Raw genomic sequence first — 25,764 nt, 5'->3', positions numbered from 1 at the left:
CGGGACTCCCCAGTTCCGGGGGCCTTCGGTCTGCACCCGACCTTCTCTCGCCCCCTCCGCCCCTACCCGTCCCGTCCCTGGGGGCTGCCGCCCCCGGACCCCCGCTTCGGCCTGGACGGCCTCGTCCTCAATCGCCGGACGGGCTGGAACTCCCCGGCGGGGAAAAGTTCAGCCCCTCCGGCGATTGAGGAGCGGGGGTCCGGGGGCAGCGCCCCCGTGACGGGACGGGTAGGGGCGGAGGGGGCGAAAGACCCCACACCCCGACGTCTCCGTAGACTGGCCCCGTGAGTGACCTCCCCCCGCACGACAGCAGCGCGTCCGACGAGTCGGAAGACCGTGACCCGCACGGCCTCTTCGACGAGATCGTGGCGAACGAGACGGAACGCGACCCCGACCTCGCCGTGATCGAGGCCGGCAGCCGCACCCTGCGGACCCAGGGCGCCGGCGGTCACCAGGCCGACGTACCCGCCAGGCCCGCCGACCCCGAGGTCGACAAGGCGCTGCGCGAGGTGGAGGCCGAGCTCGCCACCCGCTGGGGCGAGACCAAGCTGGAGCCGTCCGTCGCCCGGATCGAGGCGCTGATGGACGTGCTCGGGGAGCCGCAGCGCGCGTACCCCTCGATCCACATCACCGGCACCAACGGCAAGACCTCCACCGCCCGCATGGTCGAGGCGCTGCTCGGCGCGTTCGACCTGCGCACCGGCCGCTACACCAGCCCCCACGTGCAGTCGATCACCGAGCGGATCAGCCTGGACGGGGTGCCGATCCCCGCCGAGCGCTTCGTCGAGACGTACAACGACATCAAGCCCTACGTCGAGATGATCGACGGGCAGCAGGAGTACCGGCTGTCGTTCTTCGAGGTGCTCACCGGGATGGCGTACGCCGCCTTCGCCGACGCGCCCGTCGACGTCGCCGTCGTCGAGGTCGGCATGGGCGGCAGCTGGGACGCCACGAACGTGATCGACGGGGACGTCGCCGTCGTGACCCCCATCGACCTCGACCACACGGACCGCCTCGGGGAGACGTTCGCCGAGATCGCTGCCGAGAAGTCGGGCATCGTCAAGCAGGACGCCACCGTCATCCTCGCCCAGCAGCCGGTCGACGCGGCCCAGGTGCTGCTGAAGAAGGCCGTCGAGGTCGACGCGACCGTGGCCCGCGAGGGCCTCGAATTCGGGGTCGTGTCCCGGCAGATCGCGGTCGGCGGACAGCTGCTGACGCTGCGCGGCCTCGGCGGGGAGTACGAAGAGGTCTTCCTGCCGCTGCACGGCGCCTACCAGGCGCACAACGCCGCCGTGGCGCTCGCCGCGGTCGAGGCGTTCTTCGGCGTCGGCTCGGCGCACGCCCAGCGGCTCGACATCGACACCGTGCGCAAGGCGTTCGCCTCGGTCACCTCGCCGGGCCGCCTGGAGATCGTGCGCCGCTCGCCCACCGTGGTGCTCGACGCCGCGCACAACCCCGCGGGCGCCCGTGCCACCGCCGAGGCGGTGAGCGAGGTCTTCGACTTCAGCCGGCTGATCGGTGTCGTCGGCGCGAGCGGCGACAAGAACGTGCGGGGGGTGCTCGAGGCCTTCGAGCCGATCTTCGCCGAGGTCGTCGTCACCCAGAACACCAGCCATCGCGCGATGGACGCGGACGAACTCGCCGGGATCGCCGTCGAGGTCTTCGGCGAGGACCGGGTGCAGGTCGAGCCGCGGCTCGACGACGCCCTGGAGGCCGCCATCACGCTCGCCGAGGAAGAGGGCGAGTACGCGGGCGGGGGCGTCCTGGTCACCGGATCCGTCATCACGGTCGGCGAGGCCCGACTGCTCCTCGGGAGGGGCTGACCCACGTGCGTACGCTCTGTGCTTCCACGCTGATCGGCGAGTTCTTCGTCATCGGCTTCGCCGGGCTCGTCGCCATGAAGGAACCCGATCTGTCCACGGCCACGGTCTGGACGGTCTGCGGGGTCCTGATGGCGCTGAGCGTGCTGCTGTGCGGCATGATCACGCGGCCCGGCGGCGTCCAGCTCGGCTGGGCGCTGCAGGTCCTGCTGATCGCCGGCGGGTTCGTCGTGCCCTCGATGTTCATCCTGGGCGCGGCCTTCGCGGCCCTGTGGTGGGCCTCGGTGCACTACGGCCGCAAGATCGACGAGGCCAAGGCCAGATTCGCCGCCCAGGCCCAGGCCCAGTCGGGACCGGACGGCACCCCGGCCTAGCAGGACCTGGCACCCCGGCCTGACCGGAGGGCACCCAACCCCGGCCACAGGCACCCGGCCTGACCGGAGGGCACCCCGGCCGCCGGGAGTGGCACTTGAGCCCCCGGCCGCACACCCTGGCCGGGGCCCGAGCGGCCGCGTGCCACCGGACCCCGGAGTCGTGCGCCCCTTGGGAGCGTCTCGGACAGCGCCTAGCACCCGGCACGCCGGGACCGCCACCCGGACACGCCCTGTAGCCTCGTTCATCCGCACAAGAGTGACCCGAAGGAGCTTTCCCGTGAGCCAGCGCACCCTCGTCCTTCTCAAGCCCGACGCCGTCCGTCGCGGCCTGACCGGCGAGATCATCAGCCGCATCGAGCGCAAGGCCGGCTGGCAGATCACCGCGCTGGAGCTGCGGACCCTGGACCAGGACACGCTGGAGCAGCACTACGGCGAGCACAAGGGCAAGCCCTTCTACGAGCCGCTGGTGACGTTCATGGCGTCCGGCCCGGTCGTCGCGCTGATCGTCGAGGGCGAGCGGGTCATCGAGGGCGTGCGCGCCCTGGCCGGCCCGACCGACCCGATCGCCGCCGCCCCGGGTTCCATCCGCGGCGACTTCGGTGTCATCGTGCGCGAGAACCTGATCCACGCCTCCGACTCCGAGGAGTCCGCCGAGCGCGAGGTGAAGATCTTCTTCCCCGGCCGCGCCTGACCCCTTCCACGGCGCTCTCGTGGGGCGCCGGTGAGCACGGACGGTCACGGTCTCGCGTACGGACGGCCTCGCCGAGGTCACGGGCGGCCCTCCGGAAGCCGCCCGGGACGATCTACGGCGGCGCCGCGCAGTACATTTTTCAAAGAATTTTCTGAGACTGCGTCAGCAGCTCCCCGACAGTCTGACCTGGGACGGCCGTGAAAAATCCGGCCGTCCCGTGGCATATGCGCGCTGATCGGGGGAACGCGTGACCCCGATGGCCCGTCTCCACAAGCGAGTCGCTCCGCCATCTGCCGACAATGGCCAAGACCCTCGCGCAGTGTTCGTGCAGGCGCGTCTACGATGGAAGCGTTCACGTCGCTGCACCAACCTCGCGCCGTCCCTAAAAAGCCGTCAACGTTCGCTTTGGGAAGGCCAGACGAATCCTGATGGGGAACTCAATGTCGTTCATCGGCCGTGACATGGCTGTCGACCTCGGGACCGCCAACACGCTGGTGTACGTCAGGGGTCGAGGGATCGTACTCAACGAGCCGTCCGTCGTCGCGATCAACACCAACACCGGCGGGATCCTCGCGGTGGGCGCGGAAGCCAAGAAGATGATCGGGCGGACGCCGGGCAACATCGTTGCCGTGCGCCCGCTGAAGGACGGCGTCATCGCCGACTTCGAGATCACCGAACGCATGCTCCGCTACTTCATCCTGAAGATCCACAAGCGGCGTTATCTCGCCCGCCCCCGTGTCGTCGTCTGTGTGCCCTCCGGCATCACGGGCGTCGAGCGCCGTGCCGTCATCGAGGCGTCGTCCCAGGCCGGCGCCCGCCAGGTGCACATCATCGAGGAGCCCATGGCCGCGGCCATCGGCGCCGGCCTGCCGGTCCACGAGGCCACGGGCAACATGGTGGTGGACATCGGCGGCGGCACCACGGAGGTCGCGGTCATCTCGCTCGGCGGGATCGTCACCGCCCAGTCCATCCGCGTCGCGGGTGACGAGCTGGACAACGCGATCATCCAGTACATCAAGAAGGAGTACAGCCTCCTTCTCGGTGAGCGGACGGCCGAGCAGATCAAGATCACGATCGGATCGGCGTACGACCTCGACACCGACGAGCACACCGAAATCCGCGGCCGGGACCTGGTCTCCGGTCTGCCCAAGACGGTCGTCATCTCCGCCGCGGAGGTCCGCAAGGCGGTCGAGGAGCCGGTCAACGCCATCGTCGACGCCGTGAAGACGACGCTCGACAAGTGCCCGCCCGAGCTCTCCGGTGACGTGATGGACCGGGGCATCGTCCTCACCGGCGGCGGGGCCCTGCTGCGCGGCCTGGACGAACGGCTGCGCCGCGAGACCGGCATGCCGATCCACATCGCCGAGGACCCGCTCGACAGCGTGGCGCTCGGTTCCGGCAAGTGCGTCGAGGAGTTCGAGGCGCTCCAGCAGGTCCTGGACGCCCAGCCCCGCAGATGAAGTAACACTTCGATTCCGCCGTACGAGATCACCCCTTCTCGTGCGGCGGATCGTTGGTATGGAGGCATAAACTCCTGCGACATAGAGTCATAACCTCCCCCATAACAGCCACCCCGTCACACCACCCCCACCCCAGCCTCATCGCACCGTGGGCATCCGTTTCGCCCAGGGCGCGCCCCTGTTGACCCAATACGACGAGGAAGGCACGGCCGCCGCACGTGAGGGACACACGAGAGAGCCGGCTGCTCCTGGTGCTGCTGATCGCCATCGCGTTCGCACTGATCACGGTGGACATCCGCGGCGGGCAGGACTCACCGGTCGACGGTGCCCGCCAGGCCGCCGCGACGGTCTTCGGCCCGATCGAGAACGGGGTGGCGTCCGCGGTCGACCCCGTCGGCAACGCGATCTCCGCCGTCCGCGACTCGGGCGAACGGCACGATCGCATCGCGCAACTGGAGCACGACAACGCGGCGTTGAAGGCGAAGCTCGGCAGCGACGACCGCAACCGCAGCCGCCTGAAGCAGCTCGACAAGATGATCAAGGTGGCGGGCGAGGGCCAGTACGGCATCAAGGGCGCCGAAGTGATCGCCATAGGGGCCGCCCAGGGCTTCTCCTGGACCGTCACCATCGACGTCGGCGCCAACGACGGCATCCGGCGCGACATGACCGTCCTGAACGGCAGCGGACTGGTCGGCCGGGTCACCACCGTCGGCCCGGACACCGCGACCGTCCTGCTCGCCAACGACCCCGACTTCACCGTCGGCACCCGCATGGAGTCGAGCGACGAACTCGGCTTCGCCTCCGGCCAGGGCGACCGCCCGCTGCGCGTCGAGCTCCTCAACGCCAAGGCGAAGATCAAGAAGGGCGACCGGCTGGTCACCTTCGGCTCGCAGTCCGACAAGCCGTTCGTGCCCGGCGTCCCCGTCGGCGTCGTCTCCCGGGTCGACCCGTCCGGCGGCGACCTCACCCGCACGATCTACGTGACGCCCTACGTCTCGTTCACCAAGCTCGACATCGTCGGTGTTGTCGTCGCCGCGCCCAAGAGCGACCCGCGCGACACCGTGCTGCCCCCGAAACCCAAACCGACGCCCACGCCGACCGTGACCGTGACGGTCACCCCCTCGGCGAGCGCCCCCGACCTCGGCCAGCAGCAGTAATCAGGAGGAGCCGAATCCCATGCGTTTCAACCGGATGCTGCTCTCCGTCACCCTGGTGGTCGTCGCCCTGGTGATCCAGGTGAGCGTCCTCGCCCGACTCCATCTCCCGGGCGCCGTCCCCGACCTGGTGCTGCTGACCGTGCTCGCCCTCGCCCTGGTCTACGGCCACGTCGGCGGCGCGCTCATCGGCTTCGGCGCCGGCCTGCTCTCCGACCTCGCCCCGCCCGCCGACCACGCCGCCGGACGCTACGCCCTCGTGCTCTGCGTCGTCGGCTACCTCGCCGGACTGGCCAAGCCCGAGAACGGCCGCCTCAAGTCCGCGACCGGACCCATGGTCGTGGTCGTGGCCGCCGCGATCGGCTCGACCGTGCTCTACGCGGGAGTCGGCGCCCTCGTCGGCGACACCGCCGCCCGCCACGTCGGGCTCAGCAGCCTGCTCATCACGGCCGCCCTCTACGACCTGCTGCTCGCGCCGTTCGTCGTGCCGGTGCTGATGGCGCTGGCCCGGCGGGCCGAGAACGATCCGCTCGCCGACGGCGGCGCGGCCTCCAAGGCGGCCGACGTCTCCTCGGGCTGGCTCTCCTCCTCCGGCACCGGCCTGCGCATCGGCAGCCAGCGCGGCGGTCTGCGGGTGAAGGCGGCCAAGGCCCGGGTGGCCCGCGCCGGACGCATCAAGGGGGTCAAGCGCCTGTGAGAGCGGCGACGAGCACCGTCCGGCACCAGGGCCAAGCGCCCGACACGCCACGCGACTTGACCGGCGCCGAGGCCGGCGCCCACAGGTTCGCCGTGTACTCGTATGACTCGTACACACACTGAGAGGGGGAGGCAGCAGCAGTGACCAACATCCCGGAGACCGGCCGGACCCCACGGGTCCAGATCCGTCTCGTCGTCATCCAGATTCTCGTCCTCTCCCTCCTCGGCACGCTCGGCGGGCGGCTCTGGTTCCTCCAGATCCGCAACGGCGACCAGTACGCCAAGGAAGCGTCGGGCAACCACGTCCAGCAGGTCGTCCAGCCCGCCGTGCGCGGCTCGATCCTCGACGCGCGCGGCGTTCCGATCGCCGACAACGAGACCCGGCTCGTGGTCTCCGCCTCGCGCACCGACCTGCTGAAGATGGCGGACGACGGCAAGGCCGTCCTCACCAAGCTCGCCGGGGTCCTCGGCCTCAAGCCGCAGGACGTCATCCAGAAGGTCCGTCTCTGCGACGCCAAGACGCCGCAGCCGTGCTGGAACGGCTCGCCCTACCAGCCGATCCCGATCACCGACAAGGCCACCGCCCGCCAGGCCCTGCAGATCCGTGAGCGCTCCGAGGACTTCCCCGGCATCACCGCGGAGCCGGAGGCCGTGCGCCGCTACGCCGCCCCCGGCAAGGCCAACACCGCCCAGGTCCTCGGCTACCTCTCGCCCGTCACCGACGACGAGATCACCAAGGCCAAGGACACCGACTCGCCCTACCTGCGCTCCGACCAGGTCGGCCGCTCCGGCCTCGAGCGCCAGTACGACAAGGCCCTGCGCGGCAAGGCCGGCGTCACCCGCTACGAGGTCGACAACCTCGGCCGGGTCATCGGCAAGGCCAAGAGCGACAAGGCCGAACCCGGCGCCAACCTCGTCACCAGCATCGACGCCCGCGTCCAGCGCGTCGCCGAGTACGAGCTGAACTACGCGATGAAGGTCGCCCGGACCCAGTTCGACAAGATCACCGGCGAGAACTACAAGGCCGACTCCGGCGCCGTCGTGGTCATGGAGGCCAAGACCGGCCGTGTCGTCGCCATGGCGTCCAACCCGACGTACGACCCGAACGCCTGGGTCGGCGGCATCTCCGGCAAGGACTACACCGCGCTGACCGGCAAGAAGTCCAACTACCCGCTGCTGAACCGCGCCATACAGGGTCAGTCGGCACCCGGTTCGACGTTCAAGGTGGTCTCCACCGCCGCCGCGGTCCAGGCCGGATACCCCTTCGACGGGCACTACCCGTGCACCAGCTCCTACTCCGTCGGCAGCCAGGTCTTCAAGAACTTCGAGGGCGAGAGCTTCGGCCCGATCTCCCTCGGCCGGGCGCTCGAGGTCTCCTGCGACACCGTCTTCTACGGACTCGCCGACAACGAGTGGAAGAAGGACGGCGGGATCAACCCGAAGAAGAAGCCGAAGGACTACTTCTACAAGACGGCCCACCAGTTCGGGCTCGGCCAGGAGACCGGCATCGACCTCCCCAACGAGGTCACCGGCCGCGTCCCGGACCGCACCTGGAAGCAGAACTACTGGAAGGCCAACAAGAACGCCTGGTGCAAGACCGGCAAGAAGAACGGCAGCTACGTCCAGCGCATCGAGTACGAGAACTGCCTCGAGGGCAACAAGATGCGCGAGGGCGACTCGATCAACTACTCCATCGGACAGGGTGACACCCTCGTCACCCCGATCCAGGAAGCCGCCATCTACTCCGCGGTCTCCAACGGCGGCACCCTGTACGCGCCCACCATCGGCAAGGCCGTCGTCAGCGCCGACGGCAAGACCGTCCAGGAGATCAAGCCCAAGGTCAACGGCAAGCTGCCGGTCAGCAAGGCCACGCTCAAGGGCATGAACGAGGCCTTCGCCGGCGTCGTCACCCGCGGTACCGCCGCCTGGAAGTTCGGCGGCTGGCCCCAGGACAAGATCCCGCTGCACGCCAAGACCGGTACCGCCGAGGTCTACGGCAAGCAGACGACGTCATGGCTCGCCACGTACTCCAAGGACTACGCGATCATCATGACGATCTCCCAGGCCGGTACGGGTTCGGGAGCCTCCGGTGAGGCCGTGCGCAAGATCTACAACGCGCTCTACGGCGTCTCCGCCGACGGCACCATCAACAAGAAGAACGGCCTTCTGCCCACCCCGCAGAAGGGCCTGCCGAAGATCCAGACCGACGGCACGATCGAGTCCGGCCGCATCACCAAGGACCCGGCCAAGGACCAGCAGGCCAGCCAGAACCCCAAGGACACCACCCCCGACCCGAACCAGCCCGCCGGCACCACCGCCTCGCCCACCGGCGGCAACCGCGTCACCCGAAGGCGTACGGCCCGCCCGCCGAAGGGGCGGGGGAAGAGGATCCTGACATGACCGGAGCCAACAACTTCTCCGTCTCCGGGTACGGACCCGAGCGCGGCGGCTGGACACGCCTGTTCGCCCGCGACTCGATCGCCCGCCGGCTCGACTGGCCGATACTGCTGTCGGCCGTCGCGCTCTCGGCCATCGGCTCGGCCCTCGTCTACTCGGCGACCCGCAACCGCACCGAGATCAACCAGGGCGACCCGTACTACTTCCTCATCCGCCACGTGATGAACGCCGGCATCGGCTTCGGCCTGATGATCGGCACCATCTGGCTCGGCCACCGCACCCTGCGGACGGCCGTGCCGATCCTGTACGGCCTCTCGGTCTTCATGATCCTGCTGGTGCTGACCCCGCTCGGCGCGACCATCAACGGCCAGCGCAACTGGCTGGTCGCGGGCGGACTGTCGCTCCAGCCCGCCGAGTTCATCAAGATCACGATCATCCTCGGCATGGCCATGCTGCTGGCCACCCGGGTGGACGCCGGCGACAAGATGTACCCGGACCACCGCACGGTGGTGCAGGCGCTCGGACTCGCCGCCGTCCCGATGATGATCGTGCTCCTCATGCCCGACCTCGGCACGATCATGGTCGCCGTCGTCATCGTGCTCGGCGTGCTGCTCGCCTCCGGCGCCTCCAACCGCTGGGTGTTCGGCCTCATCGGCGCCGGTGCCCTCGGCGCGGTCGCCGCCTGGCGGCTGCACGTCCTCGACGAGTACCAGATCAACCGCTTCGCCGCCTTCGCCAACCCCGACCTCGACCCGGCCGGCGTCGGCTACAACACCAACCAGGCCCGCATCGCCATCGGCTCCGGCGGTCTCTTCGGCACCGGCCTCGGCCACGGCTCGCAGACCACCGGCCAGTTCGTGCCCGAGCAGCAGACCGACTTCGTGTTCACGGTCGCCGGCGAGGAACTGGGCTTCGTCGGCGCGGGCCTGATCCTAATGCTCCTCGGCATCGTCCTGTGGCGCGCCTGCCGCATCGCCCGCGAGACGACCGAGCTGTACGGCACGATCGTCGCCGCCGGGATCATCGCCTGGTTCGCGTTCCAGGCGTTCGAGAACATCGGCATGACCCTCGGGATCATGCCGGTCGCCGGTCTGCCCCTGCCCTTCGTGTCCTACGGAGGATCCTCGATGTTCGCCGTCTGGGTGGCGATCGGCCTCCTGCAGTCGATCCGGGTGCAACGCCCGATGTCGGCCTAGCCGGGCCGCCGCACAGCTCGCAACACCCCCGGTCGGAGTCCGGGTGGCGCCTCGGAGAACACGAGGTGACACCCGGGCCAACGGGAAAAGGCACCCGCCGGTCGAGCAGGGGCCGGTTGGGTACTGCCCACGGCCCCCAAACCCGTCTAGATTCGGTTCATGGCGGACACGAAGCGCGAGATCGAGCGTAAGTACGAGGGTCCGGCGGCCGAAGGCGACACCGACGGCGACACCGTGATGCCGGACCTGAGCCGGGTCCCGGGCGTCGCGGGCGTCGTCGACAAGGGTGTCGCCGAACTCGACGCCACCTACTACGACACCCCCGACCAACGTCTCGCCGCCGCCTCCATCACCCTGCGCCGCCGCACCGGCGGAGCGGACGCCGGCTGGCATCTCAAACTCCCCGTCTCCGAGGGCGTGCGCGACGAGATCCAGGCCCCTCTCTCGGACACCGTGCCCCGCGCGATCGCCGGCCTCGTCCGCTCCCGCGTCCGCGACGCCGAACTCGTCCCCGTCGTCCGGCTGCGCTCCGCCCGCGACATCCGCCACCTGGTCGACGACTCCGGCGCGCTCTTGGCCGAGGTCAGCCTCGACCGCGTCCGTGCGGACCGGCTCGGCGGGGGCGCGAGCGCGGGCAGCGCGGCCTGGACCGAGCTCGAGGCGGAGCTCGCCGACGACGGCGACCCCGCGTTCCTCGACAAGGTCGAGAAGAAGCTCCGCAAGGCCGGGTTCAAGCGTTCCGACTCGCCCTCCAAACTGGCCAGGGCACTGGCCGAGACGGGCGGGGTGGGGGCCGGGGAGGCCGCACCGGGGGAGGCCCTTTCGGGGAAGGCCCCTCCTGGGGAGGCCGATTCGGGGAAGGCCGCTTCGGGGAAGGCCGCTCCGGGGGAGAGGGCCGAGGGTGGGAAGCCTGCGGGCGGGAAGGGTGCCGGGGCCGGGAAACCCGTACGGGGGAAGGGTTCCGGGGCAGAGAAGGCCGCGGGGGGCAAGGGCGCCGGGGCCGGGAAGGCCGCGCCCGTGCCCGGGGAGGTGTCCGGGGCCGGGAAGGCGTCCGGGGCCGGGAAATCGGCACTCGGCAAGGGTTCTGGGGCCGGCAAGGGTTCCGGGAGCGGCGAGGGCCGCGGGGCCGGGAAGCCCGCCCCCGAGGCGGCCCCGGTCACCGCGGGCGACCACGTCCTCGCCTACCTCCGTGCTCAGTTCGACGCCATCGTCGAGCTCGACCCGGCCGTCCGCCGCGACCTCCCCGACTCCGCGCACAGCATGCGCGTCGCCACCCGCCGGATGCGCAGCACCTTCCGCTCGTACGGGAAGATCCTCGACCGCGCCGTCACCGACCCGATCGGCGACGAGCTCAAATGGCTGGCCGGCGAACTCGGCGTGGACCGCGATCACGAGGTCCTGACCGAGCGGCTCACCGAGTCCCTCGGCGGGCTGCCCCGCACCCTTGTCTCCGGACCCGTCCGCACCCGGCTGCGCACCTGGGCGAACGCCCGCCGGGGCGGCTCCAGGCGCCGTCTGATCGCCGTTCTCGACGGAAAGCGGTACCTGGCGCTGCTCACCACGCTCGACGCCCTCGTGACCGACCCGCCGCTGCTCCGGGCGGCAGGGCAGGACCCCGCGAAGGCGATCGCGAAGGCCGTCCGCAAGGACTTCGCCAAGGTCTCCGGCCTCGTGGAGGAGGCCCTCGGCCAGCCCCCGGGCGCCGACCGCGACCACGCCATGCACGAGGCCCGCAAGAAGGCCAAGCGCACCCGCTACGCCGCCGAGGCCGCCGCCCCCGCCCTGGGCGGGCCGGCCGCGGGCCTGGTCAAGTCGATGAAGTCGCTCCAGAGCCTGCTCGGCGACCACCAGGACAGCGTGATGACCCGGGAGGCCCTGCGGGAACTGTCGGCCCTCGCCCACGCCGCGGGGGAGAACACGTTCACGTACGGCGTGCTCTACGGCCGCGAGGAGCAGCGCGCCGCCGCGGCCGAGGCGGAGCTGCCCCGGGCCTGGGAGGCGATCGCGACGCAGACCGAGCTGTGACGGCGCCGACGCAGACCGGGCGCTGACGGAGTCGACGCAGACCGGGCTCTGACGACATCGCCCCGGATCGAGCTGTGACAGCGTTGCCGCAGACTGGGCTCCGGCGTCGTCGTCGCAGGTCAGGGGCCGGGACGAGCTGCGCCGGGCCCCCGCTGCCCGTCCGGCGGTGCGGCGGGGCCCTCCGGCCGCGTTACGCTAGATGGTCACCCCCATCAGCTCACGAAGGTTCGCGAGATGCCTGCCGAAACCGCCGTGTCGGTCTTCCCACAGCTCGAAGCTCTGCTCCCGCATGTGCAGAAGCCGATCCAGTACGTCGGCGGAGAACTCAACTCCACGGTCAAGCCCTGGGAGTCCTGTGACGTCCGCTGGGCGCTGATGTACCCGGACGCCTACGAGGTCGGCCTGCCCAACCAGGGCGTCATGATCCTCTACGAGGTACTGAACGAGCGCGAGGGCGTCCTCGCCGAGCGCACCTACAGCGTGTGGCCGGACCTCGAGGAGCTGATGCGCGAGCACCGGGTCCCGCAGTTCACCGTCGACAGCCACCGCCCGGTGAAGGCCTTCGACGTGTTCGGCCTGTCCTTCTCCACGGAGCTGGGCTACACGAACATGCTGACCGCCCTGGACCTCGCGGGCATCCCGCTGGAGTCCCGGAACCGCACGATCGACGACCCGATCGTCCTCGCGGGCGGCCACGCGGCCTTCAACCCCGAGCCGATCGCCGACTTCATCGACGCGGCGATCATCGGCGACGGCGAGCAGGCCGTGCTCGACATGACGGAGATCATCCGCGCCTGGAAGGCGGAGGGCCGCCCCGGAGGCCGCGAGGAGGTCCTGTTCCGTCTCGCGAAGACGGGCAGCGTCTACATCCCGGCCTTCTACGACGTCGAGTACCTCCCGGACGGCCGCATCGGCCGTGTGGTCCCGAACAAGTCGGGCGTCCCGTGGCGCGTGTCCAAGCACACCGTCATGGACCTCGACGAGTGGCCCTACCCCAAGCAGCCCCTCGTCCCCCTGGCCGAGACGGTCCACGAGCGGATGTCGGTGGAGATCTTCCGCGGCTGTACGCGCGGCTGCCGTTTCTGCCAGGCGGGCATGATCACCCGCCCGGTGCGCGAGCGCTCCATCACGGGCATCGGCGAGATGGTCGAGAAGGGCCTGAAGGCGACGGGCTTCGAGGAGGTCGGCCTCCTGTCCCTGTCCTCCGCGGACCACTCGGAGATCGGTGACATCGCCAAGGGCCTGGCGGACCGGTACGAGGAAGACAAGATCGGCCTCTCCCTCCCCTCGACCCGCGTGGACGCCTTCAACGTCGACCTGGCCAACGAACTGACGCGCAACGGCCGGCGCTCCGGCCTGACGTTCGCCCCCGAGGGCGGCTCCGAGCGGATGCGCAAGGTCATCAACAAGATGGTCTCGGAGGAGGACCTGATCCGGACCGTCTCCACCGCGTACGGCAACGGCTGGCGCCAGGTGAAGCTGTACTTCATGTGCGGCCTGCCGACGGAGACGGACGAGGACGTCATGCAGATCGCCGACATGGCGATGAACGTGATTGCCGAGGGTCGCAAGGTCTCCGGCCAGAACGACATCCGCTGCACGGTGTCGATCGGCGGCTTCGTCCCCAAGCCGCACACCCCCTTCCAGTGGGCGCCGCAGCTGTCCGCCGAGGACACGGACGCCCGCCTGGAGAAGCTCCGCGACAAGATCCGCGGCGACAAGAAGTACGGCCGCTCGATCGGCTTCCGCTATCACGACGGCAAGCCCGGCATCGTGGAGGGCCTGCTCTCCCGCGGCGACCGCCGCATCGGCTCCGTCATCCGCGCGGTCTACGAGGACGGCGGCCGCTTCGACGGCTGGCGCGAGCACTTCTCGTACGACCGCTGGATGGCCTGCGCCGACAAGGCCCTGGCCCCCTTCGGCGTCGACGTCGACTGGTACACGACCCGCGAGCGCACCTACGAGGAGGTCCTCCCCTGGGACCACCTGGACTCGGGCCTCGACAAGGACTGGCTCTGGGAGGACTGGCAGGACTCCCTCGACGAGACCGAGGTAGAGGACTGCCGCTGGACCCCGTGCTTCGACTGCGGCGTGTGCCCGCAGATGGACACGAGCATCCAGATCGGCCCCACCGGCAAGAAGCTCCTGCCCCTGACAGTGAAGAACGCGGGCCCGACGCCGGCATCGACCGGTCACTCTCACTGATGTGAGTGACCACTGGTTCGGGTGATGGAGGCGCCGGCGGGCGCGAACGAGGACGAGGCGAAGTCCACACCGTCCGCGGCCGACGCCTCGCTCCCGCGCCCATCGGCGTCGCCGGCATCCCTCCGGACGCCCCTGCCGAGCCCTGGCGCCTCGCTGCACATCGTTTCCGAGGTGGAGTGGGTCTGAGGTCTGCGCCTGCTTGTACGCGACTGCATGGCCGCGAGCCCCCTTCCATAACCGGGAGGGGGCTCGTGCCTTTCGTCGGTGAGTGAGTCGATGAGCTGGGCGCTGTGGAGCCCTTCTGCGGCCGCGCTATGAGTTGCCCTACGTCATCAAGTGCCCTCGGGAGCGCGGGCCGGTCCTTTGGCTTGGGCTCTCTGCGCCTTCGGCGTCAAAGCCGAGCCCTGGGCCGCAGCGAGTGCGGGCCCGAGTCGAGAACCGCAGACCGCGGGCGGGACGACCGATGAGAAGTTGACGCGCGGTCCGTCTAACCGGGAGCAGCGACGAGGCGGCCGGGTGGTCGCTGAAAGAAGGAGGCGAACACGATGGCGCGGTATCTGATCTCGTTCGACGACGGTTCGATGACCTTCCCCGAGGAAGACCTCTCGGCGGTCGGCGAGGCATCCCACCGGGTGGTCCAGGAGGCCAAGGACGCAGGTGTCTGGATCTTCGGCGCCGGATTGGAGCGTCAGCAGGCAAGCATCGTGGCCACCGACGGTACGGTCACGGACGGACCGTTCCCCGAGACCAAGGCGGTCGTCGGCGGTTTCTCGATCATCGAGGTCCCGTCGCGCAAGGACGCGCTGATGTGGGCTGCGAAGATCGCCGAGGCGTGCCGGTGCGCGCAGGAGGTACGCGAGATCATGTACGACCCGGAGAGCTGAGCCACCGATCCGAGGAGCAGAACCATACTGGTGATAGAACCGCCAGGTCAGGACTTACCAGGTCAGGCCCGAGATCGCTCAACCTCGCCCCTGAAGCGGTGGCTTCCTGGCGACGAGCGGGAGCGGCCAGCCGGCGCCGGCCACGAGTGCGCTGCCGTCCTCGGTGAGGAAGAGCAGGGTGACCCGCTGACCGATCCTTCTAGAACTACGGGTGAAGGGTCTGACAACCACAGCTGGCATTCCTCGTTGACGGTTGCCTCACCGGAACCGGGCTCACCCTCGCCCTACCACCCGAGCAGGCTCTCCGATCGTCATCCGGAAGCGCCGGTCGTGGTTGGTTCGGGTGGATAGAGGTCGAGCACGATGTCCAGGCCGAGTGCGCCGACCTCGGCGAGCAGGCGTGCGGGCAGGACACAGCCTTTCGGACCGTTCTCGCTGCCGAAGCCAAGAAACAGTTCCAGATCGCAGTCGGCCGACAGGCTCGCCAACTCCTCGCGATGCCCGTCGACGAGTTCGACCAGCGCTCGTACATGGTCGGCGAGGTCGCTGTCGTCGGGCAGTCCGCTTCGCCTGATCCAGACGCAGGTCTCCCGTCGAGCGCTGCTCGGGTTGCGGGGACTCATCAGGCTGTCCCGCTCGAACTGCTCGTCCGCCGTGATCCCCAGGCGACCCGAAATCTCACCGGCCGTGACCGTGCTGCTCGTGATCCGGAGTGACCCGGCCGACCACTTCGTGACCGGCGCGGCCGGCTGCATACTCAGGTCCTCTGGCACGTCCTCACCATCGCAGTACGGCCGACGGGACGTGAACCCGGCTGGATCGGGTTGCTGAGGCTTTGACTGGGGCGAGCGAGCACTAGCCGGCTGCGGTGTTGGCTGCGTTCAGTGCCATGCCCGCTCGTCCGGAGGTGCCGCGGACGCCCTTTCGGACGCCGCTGCCGGCCTCTGAGGCTGCGTCGCACAGCGTTTCCGGGGTGGAGTGGGTCTGAGGCTCGTATCGGCTGTGTATGCCCGCGAGCCTCCCTTTCCTGTCACGGAAGGGGGCTCGTTGCCGCTCGCCGTGGAATGAACCAGGGGCCGGCGGCTTCACTCGTTGGCTCAGGCCGAACCCTTTGCGTGCGTCGCCCGCAGGAACATGTCGGCCCCGAATCCCTCCCAGTCAACGGTCATGGTCTTCGCCGAGAGCCCGTATACCCGTCCGACGGTCCGGTCGGTGTTGCCGTCATCGCACTTGAGCCTGATGACGTTCAGCCCGTCTTCCTTGGACACCTTGCCTCGACAAGGGTGAGCCCCGAGCAGTTCGACCCGCGGTCCATCGATGCGGAGTATGACGCTGCGTTCGGCGTCCGGCCTCATGGATGCGCGAGCAGCAAGCCAGCTGTCGGTGAGTGCGGCGTCGGCCTTGCCGCTGTCCTTCCGGGGCTTGGGTGTGCCGGCCTCGCTGCTGGAGCTCGATGTCGGCTTCGGGGAGGATTTCGCGTCAGTGGGCTTGTTGCCGCTGCACGCGGTCAGGGTGACGATCACCGCCAAGGCAACCCCGGCAATCTTCTGCACTCGCTTGATCACGTCACCCCTCCGAAGGACCGGTATCGGAGCCGACTCCTCGACGACTTCGCTGGTCAGCGCGCGCTGAGGCTACAACATGCCGTTGTCGCGTTGAGCACGCGCCGGGCACTGCCCGAGGCGCCGGAAGCTTGCGGGGCAATGATCACCAGCCCTTTGGCAGTTGCCGCCCGAAGTCGCTCCGTCGGCCTGGCGATACCGTGCACCCAGGGGGTGGGCATGAACGACCGAGATCTGCTCGAATTCGAGCCGATGTGGACCACCGAGCGTGATCGCTGGGAGCTTTGGCGTACGAGCGTGGGCTACATGCCGATCTTGAAGGGTGATCCACCCATGGCCGAAGTCATCTGCGACGACGACCTGGCGGACCAAGTGATCGCGAGGATGCTTGCCGCAGGCGTCACAGTCGTGGCCCTTCCCGACCAGGCGCCGATCCCCTCGCACGCCCAAGGGGAAGCCGACAACCCGTGTGAGTGATCATGGGGAGGTGGACACGGACTATGGGGCGGTGCTCGCGGATTCGGACCGAGAGCAGTGGGGATTCGTCGACCGCCAGGCTGTTGGACCGCTGAACTTCGGGGTCGATCGACATGAAGCGGTCACGATAATGGCGGGGCAGGGCTTTGCTGCCAAGGAGCGCGTGATCGAGCGCTGGAATCCGCAGCGTGCACAGTGGCGCGTCGAGTTCCGCAGGACCGAGCCGGACGAGCTTCGGCCTGCCGTGAACTGCTACTTCATCGAGGGCGTGGGTTTGACCTGTGTGCTCGTCGATGCGCTGCGTGGCCCCCAGGTCACGTGTGAGGGGATCCGCCTGATCGGCCGAGTGCCGTCAGAGCTGAACGCGGAGCGGGAAGCGGGCGCCGTAGAGCGGGACTTGAGTTGGTTCTACTGCCCTACCGGTTACATCTGTTGGTACGACTTCGCGTTCGTTCGGGGCGCGCAGCGCACGGGCGATACGGTCTTGAGCTGGGCGTCGTTCTGCAACCCCGGGGAGCTCGCCCACAGTTCGTGGGACATCGCTCCAGCGGAGGTACAACATCACGGGTGGTCAGCGTGGTGCTGAGGCACAGCTGAGAGCCCTCCTATTGGATGAGTCGGCGAGAGTGGATGGGGGTGCCGGCGAAAGCGAGGAAGCATTCAGCCCTCCGCTCGCTCCGAGCGGAAAGCGGTTGTCCAAGGTTCTGTATCCCCGCGGCGCTCCGCGCGCTACCTGCCGCCGTTCGCTCACGCCGCCCTCCTGCCATGGCTGGCCTGCTCAGCACAGAAGGCCGGCTTGCAGAGCACGACTTCTCCGACGTGGCGCCCGCGCGAACACGATCATCGGGAGTGTCGTACAACCGTCCTGTGTCACACGGTGTCTGACGCGGCGGAAATGATTACGGCGCCCCGCCAGCAGGGGTTGGGGCGGCGCCCTGTCACCTGTCGCGCGCTGCGCTCGACGCCTCGGCCGGAAATAATCATTGTCTGGTTGTCGGGACATGGTGATAGAGAGTCCCTGTGACGACGACACTTACGTTTCCCGTTCTGTTGCGACTGATCGACGAGCGGGCGGGCGCCTTCCGCGCCGCGGTCGCCTCCGCACCCAGCCTCGACGCGCAGGTGCCCACCTGTCCGGAGTGGACGCTGTTCGATCTGGCGCAGCACATCGGCGACGGGCGCCGCGACTGGGCCGCCACCGTCGCCGCAGGGCCCGCTCCGGCCAAGTCCGCGGCGGAGGGCGCCCCGGCGGTGCCCCGGGAGCGTGAGGCCCTGGAGGCCTGGCTGGCCGCGTCGACGCAGGAGTTGGTGGACGCACTGGAGGAGGCCGGACCGGATCGCGGTTGCTGGACGTGGTGGGGTGCGTCCCAGTCGCCGGAGAACTGTGGCTCCGTCGCCCGGCACCAACTCCAGCAGATGGCGGTGCACACCTACGACGCCCAGATCACCGTGGGTGACCCCGAGCCGCTGCCGACCGAGGTGGCACTCGACGGCGTCGAGGAGTTCCTGTTCACCTGCGTCGCGACGCCGAGCCCCTGGCCCCACAAGCCCACCGCCTTCGAGTTCCACGCCACCGAGGGCCACTCCTGGCGCCTCACGGTCGACGGCGACGGCGCCCGCAGCACCCGTATCCCCGTGCCCGGCACGACACCTGTCGCCGCTGCCGGCGAGGGCCCGGACGCGGTCGGTGTCTCCGTCCGCGGCACCGCCAGTGAGCTGGTTCTCTTCGTGTACGACCGCATCCCGGCGGACTCCCTGCAACTCGAGGGAGACGCGGGCCTGTTCGACCTGCTCCGCGAGTGGGAGCCGGAGGAGTAGCCCTCTCCGGAACTCATCGGGGGACCGGCGGAGCGGCTCGCCGTGGTGGCCGGTCCGCCGGGACTGCGATCCGACGTGAAGAAACTCAATGGGTAAGTAAAGTCCCAGGCCGTACGCTCCCCGGCATGACCAAGTTCCACGCCACCGTGTGCCTGCCGCCGACCGCGCCCCGGAAGATTCCGCAGGCGGTGGCCGCCGCCCTGGCGCCCTACGACATGAACCTCACCGACGACTGGAATCCGGTCGGCGAATGGGACTGGTGGGCCTTCCACTCCAGCCCGGGCAACGGCTACCTCGTCCTGCCCCAGCACGACGGTGACCGCAGGCTCGTCACCGCCTCGACCGTGCCGCGCAGGAAGGCCAAGCTGGATCGGCTCGGGCCGCTGGAATGCTACGGCGGGCCCCGGGGGCTGCTCGACTTCGCCGGTATGCGGGAACGAGCGGCGCGCGAGCATGACGCCCTGCTCGCCGCCTGGACCGAGCTGACCGGGATACATCCGCCGGCCCGCCCGCTCGCCGAGTTCCTCGCGCGCCACGAGGCCGATCCCGAGGCGTACTCCCAGGCGGACGCCAAGAGGGAGCACCTGGCCCAGCCGCTGGTGCAGGACGTGGCCCAGCGGGCCGTCGCCGGAGATCCGCACTTCGGCATGTCCTTCCTGGTCAACGACCCACTCGCCTACTTCGCGCAGGAACACGACGAATCCCGGCTGTGGGCGGTCCAGAGCGCCGTGCCCGGCTTCGCCCTGGTCACCCTGGACGGCACGTGGCTGGACGCCGAAACGGACGGCCACTGGGAACAGGCCAACCACTATCTCGACACCCTCGACGACGAGGCCGTCGTCCTCGACCTGCTCTGTCACTGCTGAGCCGTCGTCCCGGCCGCCCGGCGGCTTTGCGTGGGCGGAGCCCCCCTTTCACGGCCCGTCAGGGGGCTCGCAGCGGCGCCGCCGCCCGTACATACACTGGCGCTCCCAGTTCCAGGAGCACGGTGTGGAGGGCGACGGCATGGCGGATGTGGCCGGGTTTCCCGGACGGGCGGGGCGTGTCGGAGTGCTTGCCGTGGTGTCGTGCGGTTGGGTTGCCGCCCCGGTTTCCGCGTTCGTGGAGGTGCCGCACGTGGCGTGGCCGGGAGCGGTCCTGTTTCTCGTGGCCGGCGCGCTGCTCGCCCGGGAGTGGCGACGGGTCTGGCGTCGCGAGGCTCCGTACGACCTGCGGCAGCCTGCTACGGAGCTTCCGGGCTAGGGCGGACGGCGGACAGGGGGCTCGTGGCCGAGCCCGGTCAGGTCTGTCGGCCTGGTGATCCCTTCCCTCCCCAGGCGTCCGCCGCGATGCCGAAGGCCGGCGCGGTCGCCCCGGCGCCGGTCAGCGCCAAGAGCGAGGTGTCGAACGCGCGGCGCCCGTAGCGGCCGCCCTGATCGGCCAGGGCCGTGAACAGGACTCCGAAGATCGCGCTGAGCAGGTACCGCCCGTAGCCGATCGCCCAGAACACCACACGACTCCTTTGAACGGTCGATCATGGGGCGAGCCCCCTTGCCCGGAAGGGAAGGGAGCTCGCGTGTGGTGCCGGGCGGGGTCGGGCTCGTCAGGCCGGCTGTGCCGGTGTGGACGCCGCGATGACGGAGAACGGGCCGCCCTGGGGGTCGGCCAGGACCGCCATGCGGCCCGCCGCCATGTCGAACGCCGGGGCCAGGACCGTACCGCCGGCGCGGACCGCGGCCGCCTGGATGTCGTCCACGTCGTCCACGCTGAAGTACGGCTGCCAGTGCGGCGGTGTGCCCGGGGGCAGGGTGGCGTTGTCCATCATTCCGCCCACCGTCCGTCCGGCGACCTGGAACTCGATGTACCCCTCCGCGCCGGGCATCTCGGACGGGGTCGTGGTGACGGGCAGGACGGCGGAGTAGAACGCGGACGCCGCCGGCACGTCGGGCGTGCTGAGCTCGTTCCAGATCAGCGCGCCGTGTTCGTTGACGATGCCCGCGCCGTCGAACGTGCCGGCCTGCCACAGGCCGACGACGGCGCCCGTCGGGTCGACGATCACGGACATCCGCCCGAGGTCCATGACGTCCATCGGGCCCATCATGATCGTGCCGTGGGCGTCGGTGACGGACTTGACGGTGCCGTCGATGTCGTCCGTCGCCAGGTACGTCGTCCAGACCGTCGGGGGCATCGGGTCCGGCACCGTTCCGTCCGGGTTCATCGCCTTCATGATCCCGGCGACCGGCTTGCCCTTGAGCGTGCAGACGGCGTAGCCGCCCGTCTCCGGCGGGCCCACCTCGCCCTGCCAGCCGAAGAGATCGCGGTAGAAATCGAGCGCCGCCTGCTGGTCGGGGACCATCAGATCGATCCAGCAAGGGGTGCCGGGCTTGTAGGGGGTGTTCATCTCGGGCACGGGTACCTCCGGAGTGCCGCTGGGGGAAGGACGGGCGATCCCTTGCCCGGGCCGTGCGCGCGGAATCGGGCTGCACGGGTGAACCGGGCCCGGATCGGCGGGCTGATGCAGGGGGACGGGATCGGGGGACGGGATTCGATGGGTGGGATCGGACGGGGGCGTTGGTGGGAGAGGCAGGCAGGTGCGGTGGGTCAGGCGGGGGTGTCGGCGTCCTGGTTGGCGGCCGCGTAGGCCTCGGGGCCCTGCTCCACCGCCGCCGGGTCCATCCACATGACCTGCCAGCCGTGACCGTCGAGGTCGTAGAAGCTGCGCGAGTACATGAAGCCGTGGTCCTCGGCCTCGTCCACCTCGGTGCCGCCCGCGGCGAGCGCGGCGGCGCTGACCGCGTCGACCTCGTCGCGGGACGACACGCTGAAGCAGAACAGCCCGAGCGTGTGCGTCCGGGGATCGGCGATCGGCAGCTTCGCGAAGTCCGCGAACCGCTCGCGGGTGAGCAGCATGACGAAGGCGTGCTCGCCGACCGGCATGCAGGCGGCGCTGTCGTCGGTGAAGTGCGGGTTGAAGCCGAACCCGAGCTTCGAGAAGAAGGCCTTGCTGAGCTCCAGGTCCACTACCGGGAGGTTCACGAACAGCATGCGGCCGGGGTGTGCGGGGTGCGTCATGGTGCTTCTCCAGTTGCTGGCTCGGTGGCTCGATCGATGGCTCGATCGCTCGATGCGCGACGGCGTACGTCCTGGCTTGATGGCGTACGTCTTGGTAGACCGGGCCGGTCGGCGAAACTCATCGGCGGATCGGAACCAGGTCGCATTGCGGGTGCGGGTGCGGGTGCGGGTGCCGATGCCGGTGCCCGTGGCCACCCGGTGCCGGTACTCGGGCGGGTGCCCGTGCCAAGGGCGGCCCCTCCGCGTCGGCGACCGGTTCCTCCGCGCCCGCCACCGGCACCACCGCGCCCGCCCGCCTCTGGCCGGCGCCGGCCCGAGGCCGCGACCCCGGGACCTCAGCGTTTGAACGTGTCCTTGGCCCGTTCCTTCGCCCCGCGCAGCCTGCCGCGCGTCTCCAGAGCGGCGCCCTTCGCCGCCAGGGTCTCCTTGTGCATCGCGTGGGCCGCCTTCCGCACGGTTTTTCCGACGACCTGCTCGGCTTTGGCCTTGGCCCGTTGTCCGGCGCTCATGTTCGTACCTCCGCGGGGCCGGCCGTCCGTACCCCCGTGAGCCCCAGCGGACCGGGATCCCCCGTCACGGGGCGGAAAACGGGGCACGCGCCGACGGCGGCCGGGTCGGCGCCGTGCGGGTGACGGTGGCGATCTTCCGGGTGCGTGCGGGCCGTGCGTATGTCCCGGATGTGCGAGAAAGGCACGGACGGCAGCCGGCGGCTGTGCACGGTGCCGGTGCGTGGGCGCCGGCCGTGTGGCCGGTCATGACGGAAGGCGGGTGCCGAAGTGGTGGATGCTGCGCCGGGCGCCGAACAGACGGAGGACTCCGCCGCTCTCGGCGGATATCGGCCCGAGCTGAAACGGACGCTCGGCTCCTTCCAGGTGTTCGCGATCTCGTTCGCGTTCATCTCGGTCGCGGTCGGCATCTTCTCGACCTACGACGACGTCCTCCAGAACGCGGGCCCCGTCGGCATCTGGCTGTGGGTCGTCGCGGCCGTGGGGCAGGTGCTGGTGGCGCTGGTCGTGGCGCAGCTGGCCGGGCGCATCGCGCTCAGCGGCTCGTCGTACCAGTGGGCCTCGCGGCTGGCCAACCCGAAGATCGGCTGGGGATTCGGCTGGCTGACCTTCTGCTACCTGGCCATCGGGGTGGCGGCGATCGCCAACGCGCTCGCGAGCCAGGCGTTCATGCCGCTGTTCGGCATGGAGCCGGACGAGGGGACCGCCCGTCTGATCACCCTTGCGATCCTGCTGGTCCAGGTGGTGCTCGTCGTCGCCTCGACGCGGCTCGTCAGCCTGATCAACTCGACCGCGGTGGGGCTCGAGCTGGCGTTGATCGTGCTGGTGGCGCTGGCCCTCGCCATCGTGGTCGTGGCCACCGGCCGCGGCGACATCGGCAATCTCACCTCGCGGGGCGTCACCGAGCACACGGAGCACTACTTCGACGTCGGCGGCGGACTGATGGTCGCGATGATCATGGGCCTCGCCACTCTGGTCGGCTTCGACTCCGCGGCGAACCTGGCCGAGGAGGCCAAGGACCCCTTCCGCAGCGTCCCGCGGGCGATCGTGGGGTCCGTCGTGGCCGCCGGTGTGCTCGGGATGGCCTTCCTGATCTGCCTCACGGTCGCCATCGAGGACATTCCGGGGGTCACGGCGAGCGAGTCGCCGGTTGCGGCGATCATGCGGGAGCAACTGGGGCCGGAGATGGAGAAGGTGCTCCTGGCGGCGATCGTGATCGCGTTCTTCGGCGCGGGGACCGTGGTGATGGCCTCGTGCTCGCGGATCGTCTTCGCGATGGCGCGCGACGGGCGGTTCCCCGCCCATCAGCTGATGCGCCGGGTCAACCCGCGCACGCACACGCCGATCCCCGCGACGATCCTGATCTTCGCCGTGGGCGTCGTGCTGATGGTCGCGCTGCCGGGCGACGCGCTGATCCAGCTGATCACGGCGAGCACGATCATTCCCGCGCTCGTCTACGGCGCGACAGTCGTCCTGTATCTCTCGGTGCGCCGCGGACTGGACCGGAACAAGGGGGCGTTCGACCTCGGGCGGTTCGAGCTGCCGGTCGCGATCTGCGCGCTGGTGTGGACGGTGGCGTCCCTGGTCATGCTGGTCTCGCCGTCGGAGGCACTGGTTCCCTCGCTGATCGTGGTGGGCCTGATCGTCGCGGGCGGGCTGTTCTTCGCCGGTCTGCTGCTGTTCAACCGTGAGGCGCTGGAGCACGAACCCGGGATGCCGGTGATCCCGGACACGGACCGGGGGTAGCCGGCGACGCCCTCCGTCGTTCCCGTAGCCGTCCTCCGTTCCCGTAGCCGTCTTCCGGAGTCCCCTCCCCGTCGGGAGGGGGCTCCTTCGGCGTGCGGCGGAGGGGCAAGGGACGGGGGAGTCGCGGTGGGAGAGCGGACGGGCATCGGGAGGCGGGCTCCATGAACATCAGCAGCAACTCGCTGAGCAACAACCGGGAGCTGGGTCTCGTCCTGACGGGCACGGGCGTGGCCCAGTCCGTCGCCACGACGATCGAGACCACGTTCAACGGTGACTACGCGGGCGGCACCAAGGCCTAGATCTCCGGCGCCGGACCCCGGCCCGACCGGACCCGACCCGACCCGACCCGGGCCGGACCCGGCGGCGGGCGTCCCGTCGTCGGCCCTGGACGAATTCGCGTGACCCGGGCGTGAGTTACGGGCTACCGTTGGCACCGTTCAGGTGCGCAGGCTGCGGCTACTTCTCCTGCAAAGAGAGCGACGCGGGTTCGAATCCCGCCGCCGGCTCCGCCGGTGTCGTCCAGCGGCCGAGGATGCTTCGTCGCCGCCGCCGATCCGGATCTCTGAACATCTCGACCGAGCCGTCCGCTCCGGGACCTCCCGCGTGGACGGCTTCGTCATGTCGCCCGACGGACGCCGTGACGCGGGAGGGGCGTCCGGGGCAGGGTCTGTCGCCTGCCCTCGGACACCCCTGTGCGCGACGGGGGGCGTGGTCGTCATACGCCGCCGTTGACGGTGCCGGGCGTGGGCTGCCGGGCGACCAGGATCCAGGGCTTGGGACGGCCCGTACGGTCGGCGCAGTTCAAGGTCGCGGGGTGCGTCGTGGTGAAGGCGACGCAGGCGGCCTCCCACACCTGACCGGTGGTGGTGATGACGTCGAACTTGATGCGCCGCACTGTGGTGGACCGGTTGTGCGCGTTGACGGCGACGTCGCAGGGTAGGCCGGCCGCACCGCCGGCGGGATAGTCGGGACGGGCGCTGAGGTCGGTCCACAGGAACGTCTGCTTCTCGCCGGTCCACTGGTCGCGGATGCCCGCGTACGTGCGTCCGCCGGTCAGCGCGAGCCGGATCTCGAAGTCCTCGGACTCCTGGGCGGCGTCGATCCCCACGCAGGGGCCCGTCGGGCCCGTCTCTCCCCGGGGGCCGCTCGGACCGGTCGGGCCCTGGGGTCCGGCGGGGCCGGTCTCGCCCCTCGGGCCCCGCGGCCCTCTGCACCCCCTCACGCCGTCGGAGGGCTCACCCGCCGTGACCCGGTCGTCGAGCCGGCGCGGTCGGCACCGGTCCGGGCCGCCCGGGCCGTTCGGGGAGTCCGGGGCGGCCTGGGCGCGACCGGACGCGCCGCCCAGGTCCGCCGGGGTCGCGGGTCCGACCACCCCCGACGCCATGGCCAGGGCCAGCGAGGCGACCACGCCCGCCCTCTTGAGCCGGCCGCGGGCCGACGGGCCCGGCGGGCGGGCGGTCCGGGACTCAGGATTCATTCGGGGGCGCTCCTTGGATCGATCGGCGGGCAGTTCCTGAAGCCGATCGCGAGCTTGACCGGTTGACGCCGGTCGCACGGGCGTATTTCGCCCCAACACGCCCTACATATCATCAGGTCAGTCCAATACCGGTCATGCGGTTCGTGCGGGCCGAGCGGTTCCGCGGTTCCGGCAAGCCGCGGGGACCCGCGGGGTGGGGGAGGGGTGCCCGGGGAACGGTCGGCG

The 25,764-nt window shown here is 70.1% G+C and carries 24 protein-coding genes; 17 read left to right on the top strand and 7 right to left on the bottom strand.

What is annotated here, in order from left to right; all coding sequences use genetic code 11:
- Window positions 1-284 precede the first annotated feature (284 nt).
- The 11 genes from folC to IO36_RS10735 all read left to right on the top strand — a co-directional run bounded on the left by folC (window position 285) and on the right by IO36_RS10735 (window position 14,902).
- Complete coding sequence (gene folC / locus IO36_RS10785; RefSeq protein WP_037618819.1) at window positions 285-1,823, top strand: bifunctional tetrahydrofolate synthase/dihydrofolate synthase; 1,539 nt, start codon at window positions 285-287, stop codon at window positions 1,821-1,823.
- A gap of 5 nt (window positions 1,824-1,828) precedes the next feature.
- On the top strand, window positions 1,829-2,194 hold the full coding sequence (locus IO36_RS10780) for a DUF4233 domain-containing protein (RefSeq protein WP_037618816.1): 366 nt from the start codon (window positions 1,829-1,831) through the stop codon (window positions 2,192-2,194).
- Window positions 2,195-2,471: 277 nt separating this feature from the next.
- On the top strand, window positions 2,472-2,885 hold the full coding sequence (gene ndk, locus IO36_RS10775) for a nucleoside-diphosphate kinase (RefSeq protein WP_037618814.1): 414 nt from the start codon (window positions 2,472-2,474) through the stop codon (window positions 2,883-2,885).
- 440 nt (window positions 2,886-3,325) lie between these two features.
- The gene (locus IO36_RS10770; RefSeq protein WP_037618813.1) at window positions 3,326-4,345 is read left to right on the top strand and encodes a rod shape-determining protein; all 1,020 of its coding nucleotides are present in this window, start codon (window positions 3,326-3,328) and stop codon (window positions 4,343-4,345) included.
- Between the two features lie 218 nt (window positions 4,346-4,563).
- Entirely contained in the window at window positions 4,564-5,502 is a 939-nt protein-coding gene (gene mreC / locus IO36_RS10765; RefSeq protein WP_037618811.1) for a rod shape-determining protein MreC, read from the top strand.
- Between the two features lie 19 nt (window positions 5,503-5,521).
- Entirely contained in the window at window positions 5,522-6,196 is a 675-nt protein-coding gene (gene mreD, locus IO36_RS10760; RefSeq protein ID WP_037618810.1) for a rod shape-determining protein MreD, read from the top strand.
- A 140-nt stretch (window positions 6,197-6,336) separates the two neighbouring features.
- Window positions 6,337-8,595, top strand: coding sequence for a penicillin-binding protein 2 (gene mrdA, locus IO36_RS10755; protein ID WP_037618809.1), 2,259 nt, complete (start codon window positions 6,337-6,339; stop codon window positions 8,593-8,595).
- Window positions 8,592-9,788: a rod shape-determining protein RodA gene (rodA, locus tag IO36_RS10750; RefSeq protein WP_037618808.1), complete on the top strand. Its 1,197-nt coding sequence runs from the start codon at window positions 8,592-8,594 to the stop codon at window positions 9,786-9,788. The genes mrdA and rodA overlap by 4 nt, the downstream gene beginning before the upstream one ends.
- A 159-nt stretch (window positions 9,789-9,947) precedes the next feature.
- Complete coding sequence (locus tag IO36_RS10745) at window positions 9,948-11,813, top strand: CYTH and CHAD domain-containing protein (RefSeq protein WP_037618807.1); 1,866 nt, start codon at window positions 9,948-9,950, stop codon at window positions 11,811-11,813.
- Between the two features lie 234 nt (window positions 11,814-12,047).
- Window positions 12,048-14,018, top strand: a complete 1,971-nt coding sequence (locus IO36_RS10740; protein ID WP_037618805.1) for a TIGR03960 family B12-binding radical SAM protein — start codon at window positions 12,048-12,050, stop codon at window positions 14,016-14,018.
- A gap of 545 nt (window positions 14,019-14,563) precedes the next feature.
- Window positions 14,564-14,902 carry a YciI family protein gene (locus IO36_RS10735; protein ID WP_037618803.1) on the top strand — a complete coding sequence of 113 codons (339 nt, stop codon included), beginning with the start codon at window positions 14,564-14,566 and terminating at the stop codon, window positions 14,900-14,902.
- A 311-nt stretch (window positions 14,903-15,213) separates the two neighbouring features.
- Here the strand turns inward: IO36_RS10735 and IO36_RS10730 are convergent, their stop codons facing one another.
- Both IO36_RS10730 and IO36_RS47680 read right to left on the bottom strand, forming a co-directional pair.
- Entirely contained in the window at window positions 15,214-15,675 is a 462-nt protein-coding gene (locus IO36_RS10730; RefSeq protein WP_158997294.1) for a DUF4279 domain-containing protein, read from the bottom strand.
- Window positions 15,676-15,999: 324 nt separating this feature from the next.
- On the bottom strand, window positions 16,000-16,467 hold the full coding sequence (locus tag IO36_RS47680) for a hypothetical protein (RefSeq protein ID WP_209441182.1): 468 nt from the start codon (window positions 16,465-16,467) through the stop codon (window positions 16,000-16,002).
- Between the two features lie 216 nt (window positions 16,468-16,683).
- Here IO36_RS47680 and IO36_RS10720 point away from each other — a divergent pair, with 216 nt between their 5' ends.
- The 4 genes from IO36_RS10720 to IO36_RS10705 all read left to right on the top strand — a co-directional run bounded on the left by IO36_RS10720 (window position 16,684) and on the right by IO36_RS10705 (window position 19,625).
- Window positions 16,684-16,941: a hypothetical protein gene (locus IO36_RS10720; protein WP_158997292.1), complete on the top strand. Its 258-nt coding sequence runs from the start codon at window positions 16,684-16,686 to the stop codon at window positions 16,939-16,941.
- A gap of 10 nt (window positions 16,942-16,951) precedes the next feature.
- Window positions 16,952-17,527: a hypothetical protein gene (locus tag IO36_RS10715; protein WP_158997290.1), complete on the top strand. Its 576-nt coding sequence runs from the start codon at window positions 16,952-16,954 to the stop codon at window positions 17,525-17,527.
- 434 nt (window positions 17,528-17,961) lie between these two features.
- Complete coding sequence (locus tag IO36_RS10710; RefSeq protein WP_037618798.1) at window positions 17,962-18,759, top strand: maleylpyruvate isomerase N-terminal domain-containing protein; 798 nt, start codon at window positions 17,962-17,964, stop codon at window positions 18,757-18,759.
- A gap of 125 nt (window positions 18,760-18,884) precedes the next feature.
- A complete protein-coding gene (locus IO36_RS10705; protein WP_037618796.1) occupies window positions 18,885-19,625 on the top strand; it encodes a hypothetical protein in 741 nt (246 codons plus the stop codon).
- A 413-nt stretch (window positions 19,626-20,038) separates the two neighbouring features.
- Here IO36_RS10705 and IO36_RS10695 read toward each other — a convergent pair whose 3' ends face one another.
- The 4 genes from IO36_RS10695 to IO36_RS47370 form a co-directional block, all read right to left on the bottom strand.
- Window positions 20,039-20,248: a hypothetical protein gene (locus tag IO36_RS10695; protein ID WP_209441181.1), complete on the bottom strand. Its 210-nt coding sequence runs from the start codon at window positions 20,246-20,248 to the stop codon at window positions 20,039-20,041.
- Window positions 20,249-20,341: 93 nt separating this feature from the next.
- Window positions 20,342-21,139, bottom strand: coding sequence for a VOC family protein (locus tag IO36_RS10690; RefSeq protein ID WP_037619376.1), 798 nt, complete (start codon window positions 21,137-21,139; stop codon window positions 20,342-20,344).
- 200 nt (window positions 21,140-21,339) lie between these two features.
- Complete coding sequence (locus IO36_RS10685; RefSeq protein ID WP_209441180.1) at window positions 21,340-21,810, bottom strand: VOC family protein; 471 nt, start codon at window positions 21,808-21,810, stop codon at window positions 21,340-21,342.
- A 335-nt stretch (window positions 21,811-22,145) separates the two neighbouring features.
- Window positions 22,146-22,319, bottom strand: a complete 174-nt coding sequence (locus IO36_RS47370; RefSeq protein WP_167347390.1) for a hypothetical protein — start codon at window positions 22,317-22,319, stop codon at window positions 22,146-22,148.
- Between the two features lie 270 nt (window positions 22,320-22,589).
- Between IO36_RS47370 and IO36_RS10680 the strand changes: the two genes are divergently transcribed.
- Together IO36_RS10680 and IO36_RS44340 are read left to right on the top strand one after the other, a co-directional pair.
- Complete coding sequence (locus IO36_RS10680; protein ID WP_245173205.1) at window positions 22,590-24,062, top strand: APC family permease; 1,473 nt, start codon at window positions 22,590-22,592, stop codon at window positions 24,060-24,062.
- A gap of 161 nt (window positions 24,063-24,223) precedes the next feature.
- Window positions 24,224-24,361 carry a hypothetical protein gene (locus IO36_RS44340; RefSeq protein ID WP_245173204.1) on the top strand — a complete coding sequence of 46 codons (138 nt, stop codon included), beginning with the start codon at window positions 24,224-24,226 and terminating at the stop codon, window positions 24,359-24,361.
- Window positions 24,362-24,777: 416 nt separating this feature from the next.
- Here the strand turns inward: IO36_RS44340 and IO36_RS48895 are convergent, their stop codons facing one another.
- Window positions 24,778-25,539, bottom strand: coding sequence for a collagen-like protein (locus IO36_RS48895; RefSeq protein WP_037618792.1), 762 nt, complete (start codon window positions 25,537-25,539; stop codon window positions 24,778-24,780).
- Window positions 25,540-25,764 lie beyond the last annotated feature (225 nt).

The organism is Streptomyces aureus (assembly GCF_000725495.1).
Classification (GTDB): domain Bacteria; phylum Actinomycetota; class Actinomycetes; order Streptomycetales; family Streptomycetaceae; genus Streptomyces; species Streptomyces aureus_B.
Note: the sequence above shows the minus strand (reverse complement) of the source record. Positions and strands in the feature narration are given on the sequence as shown.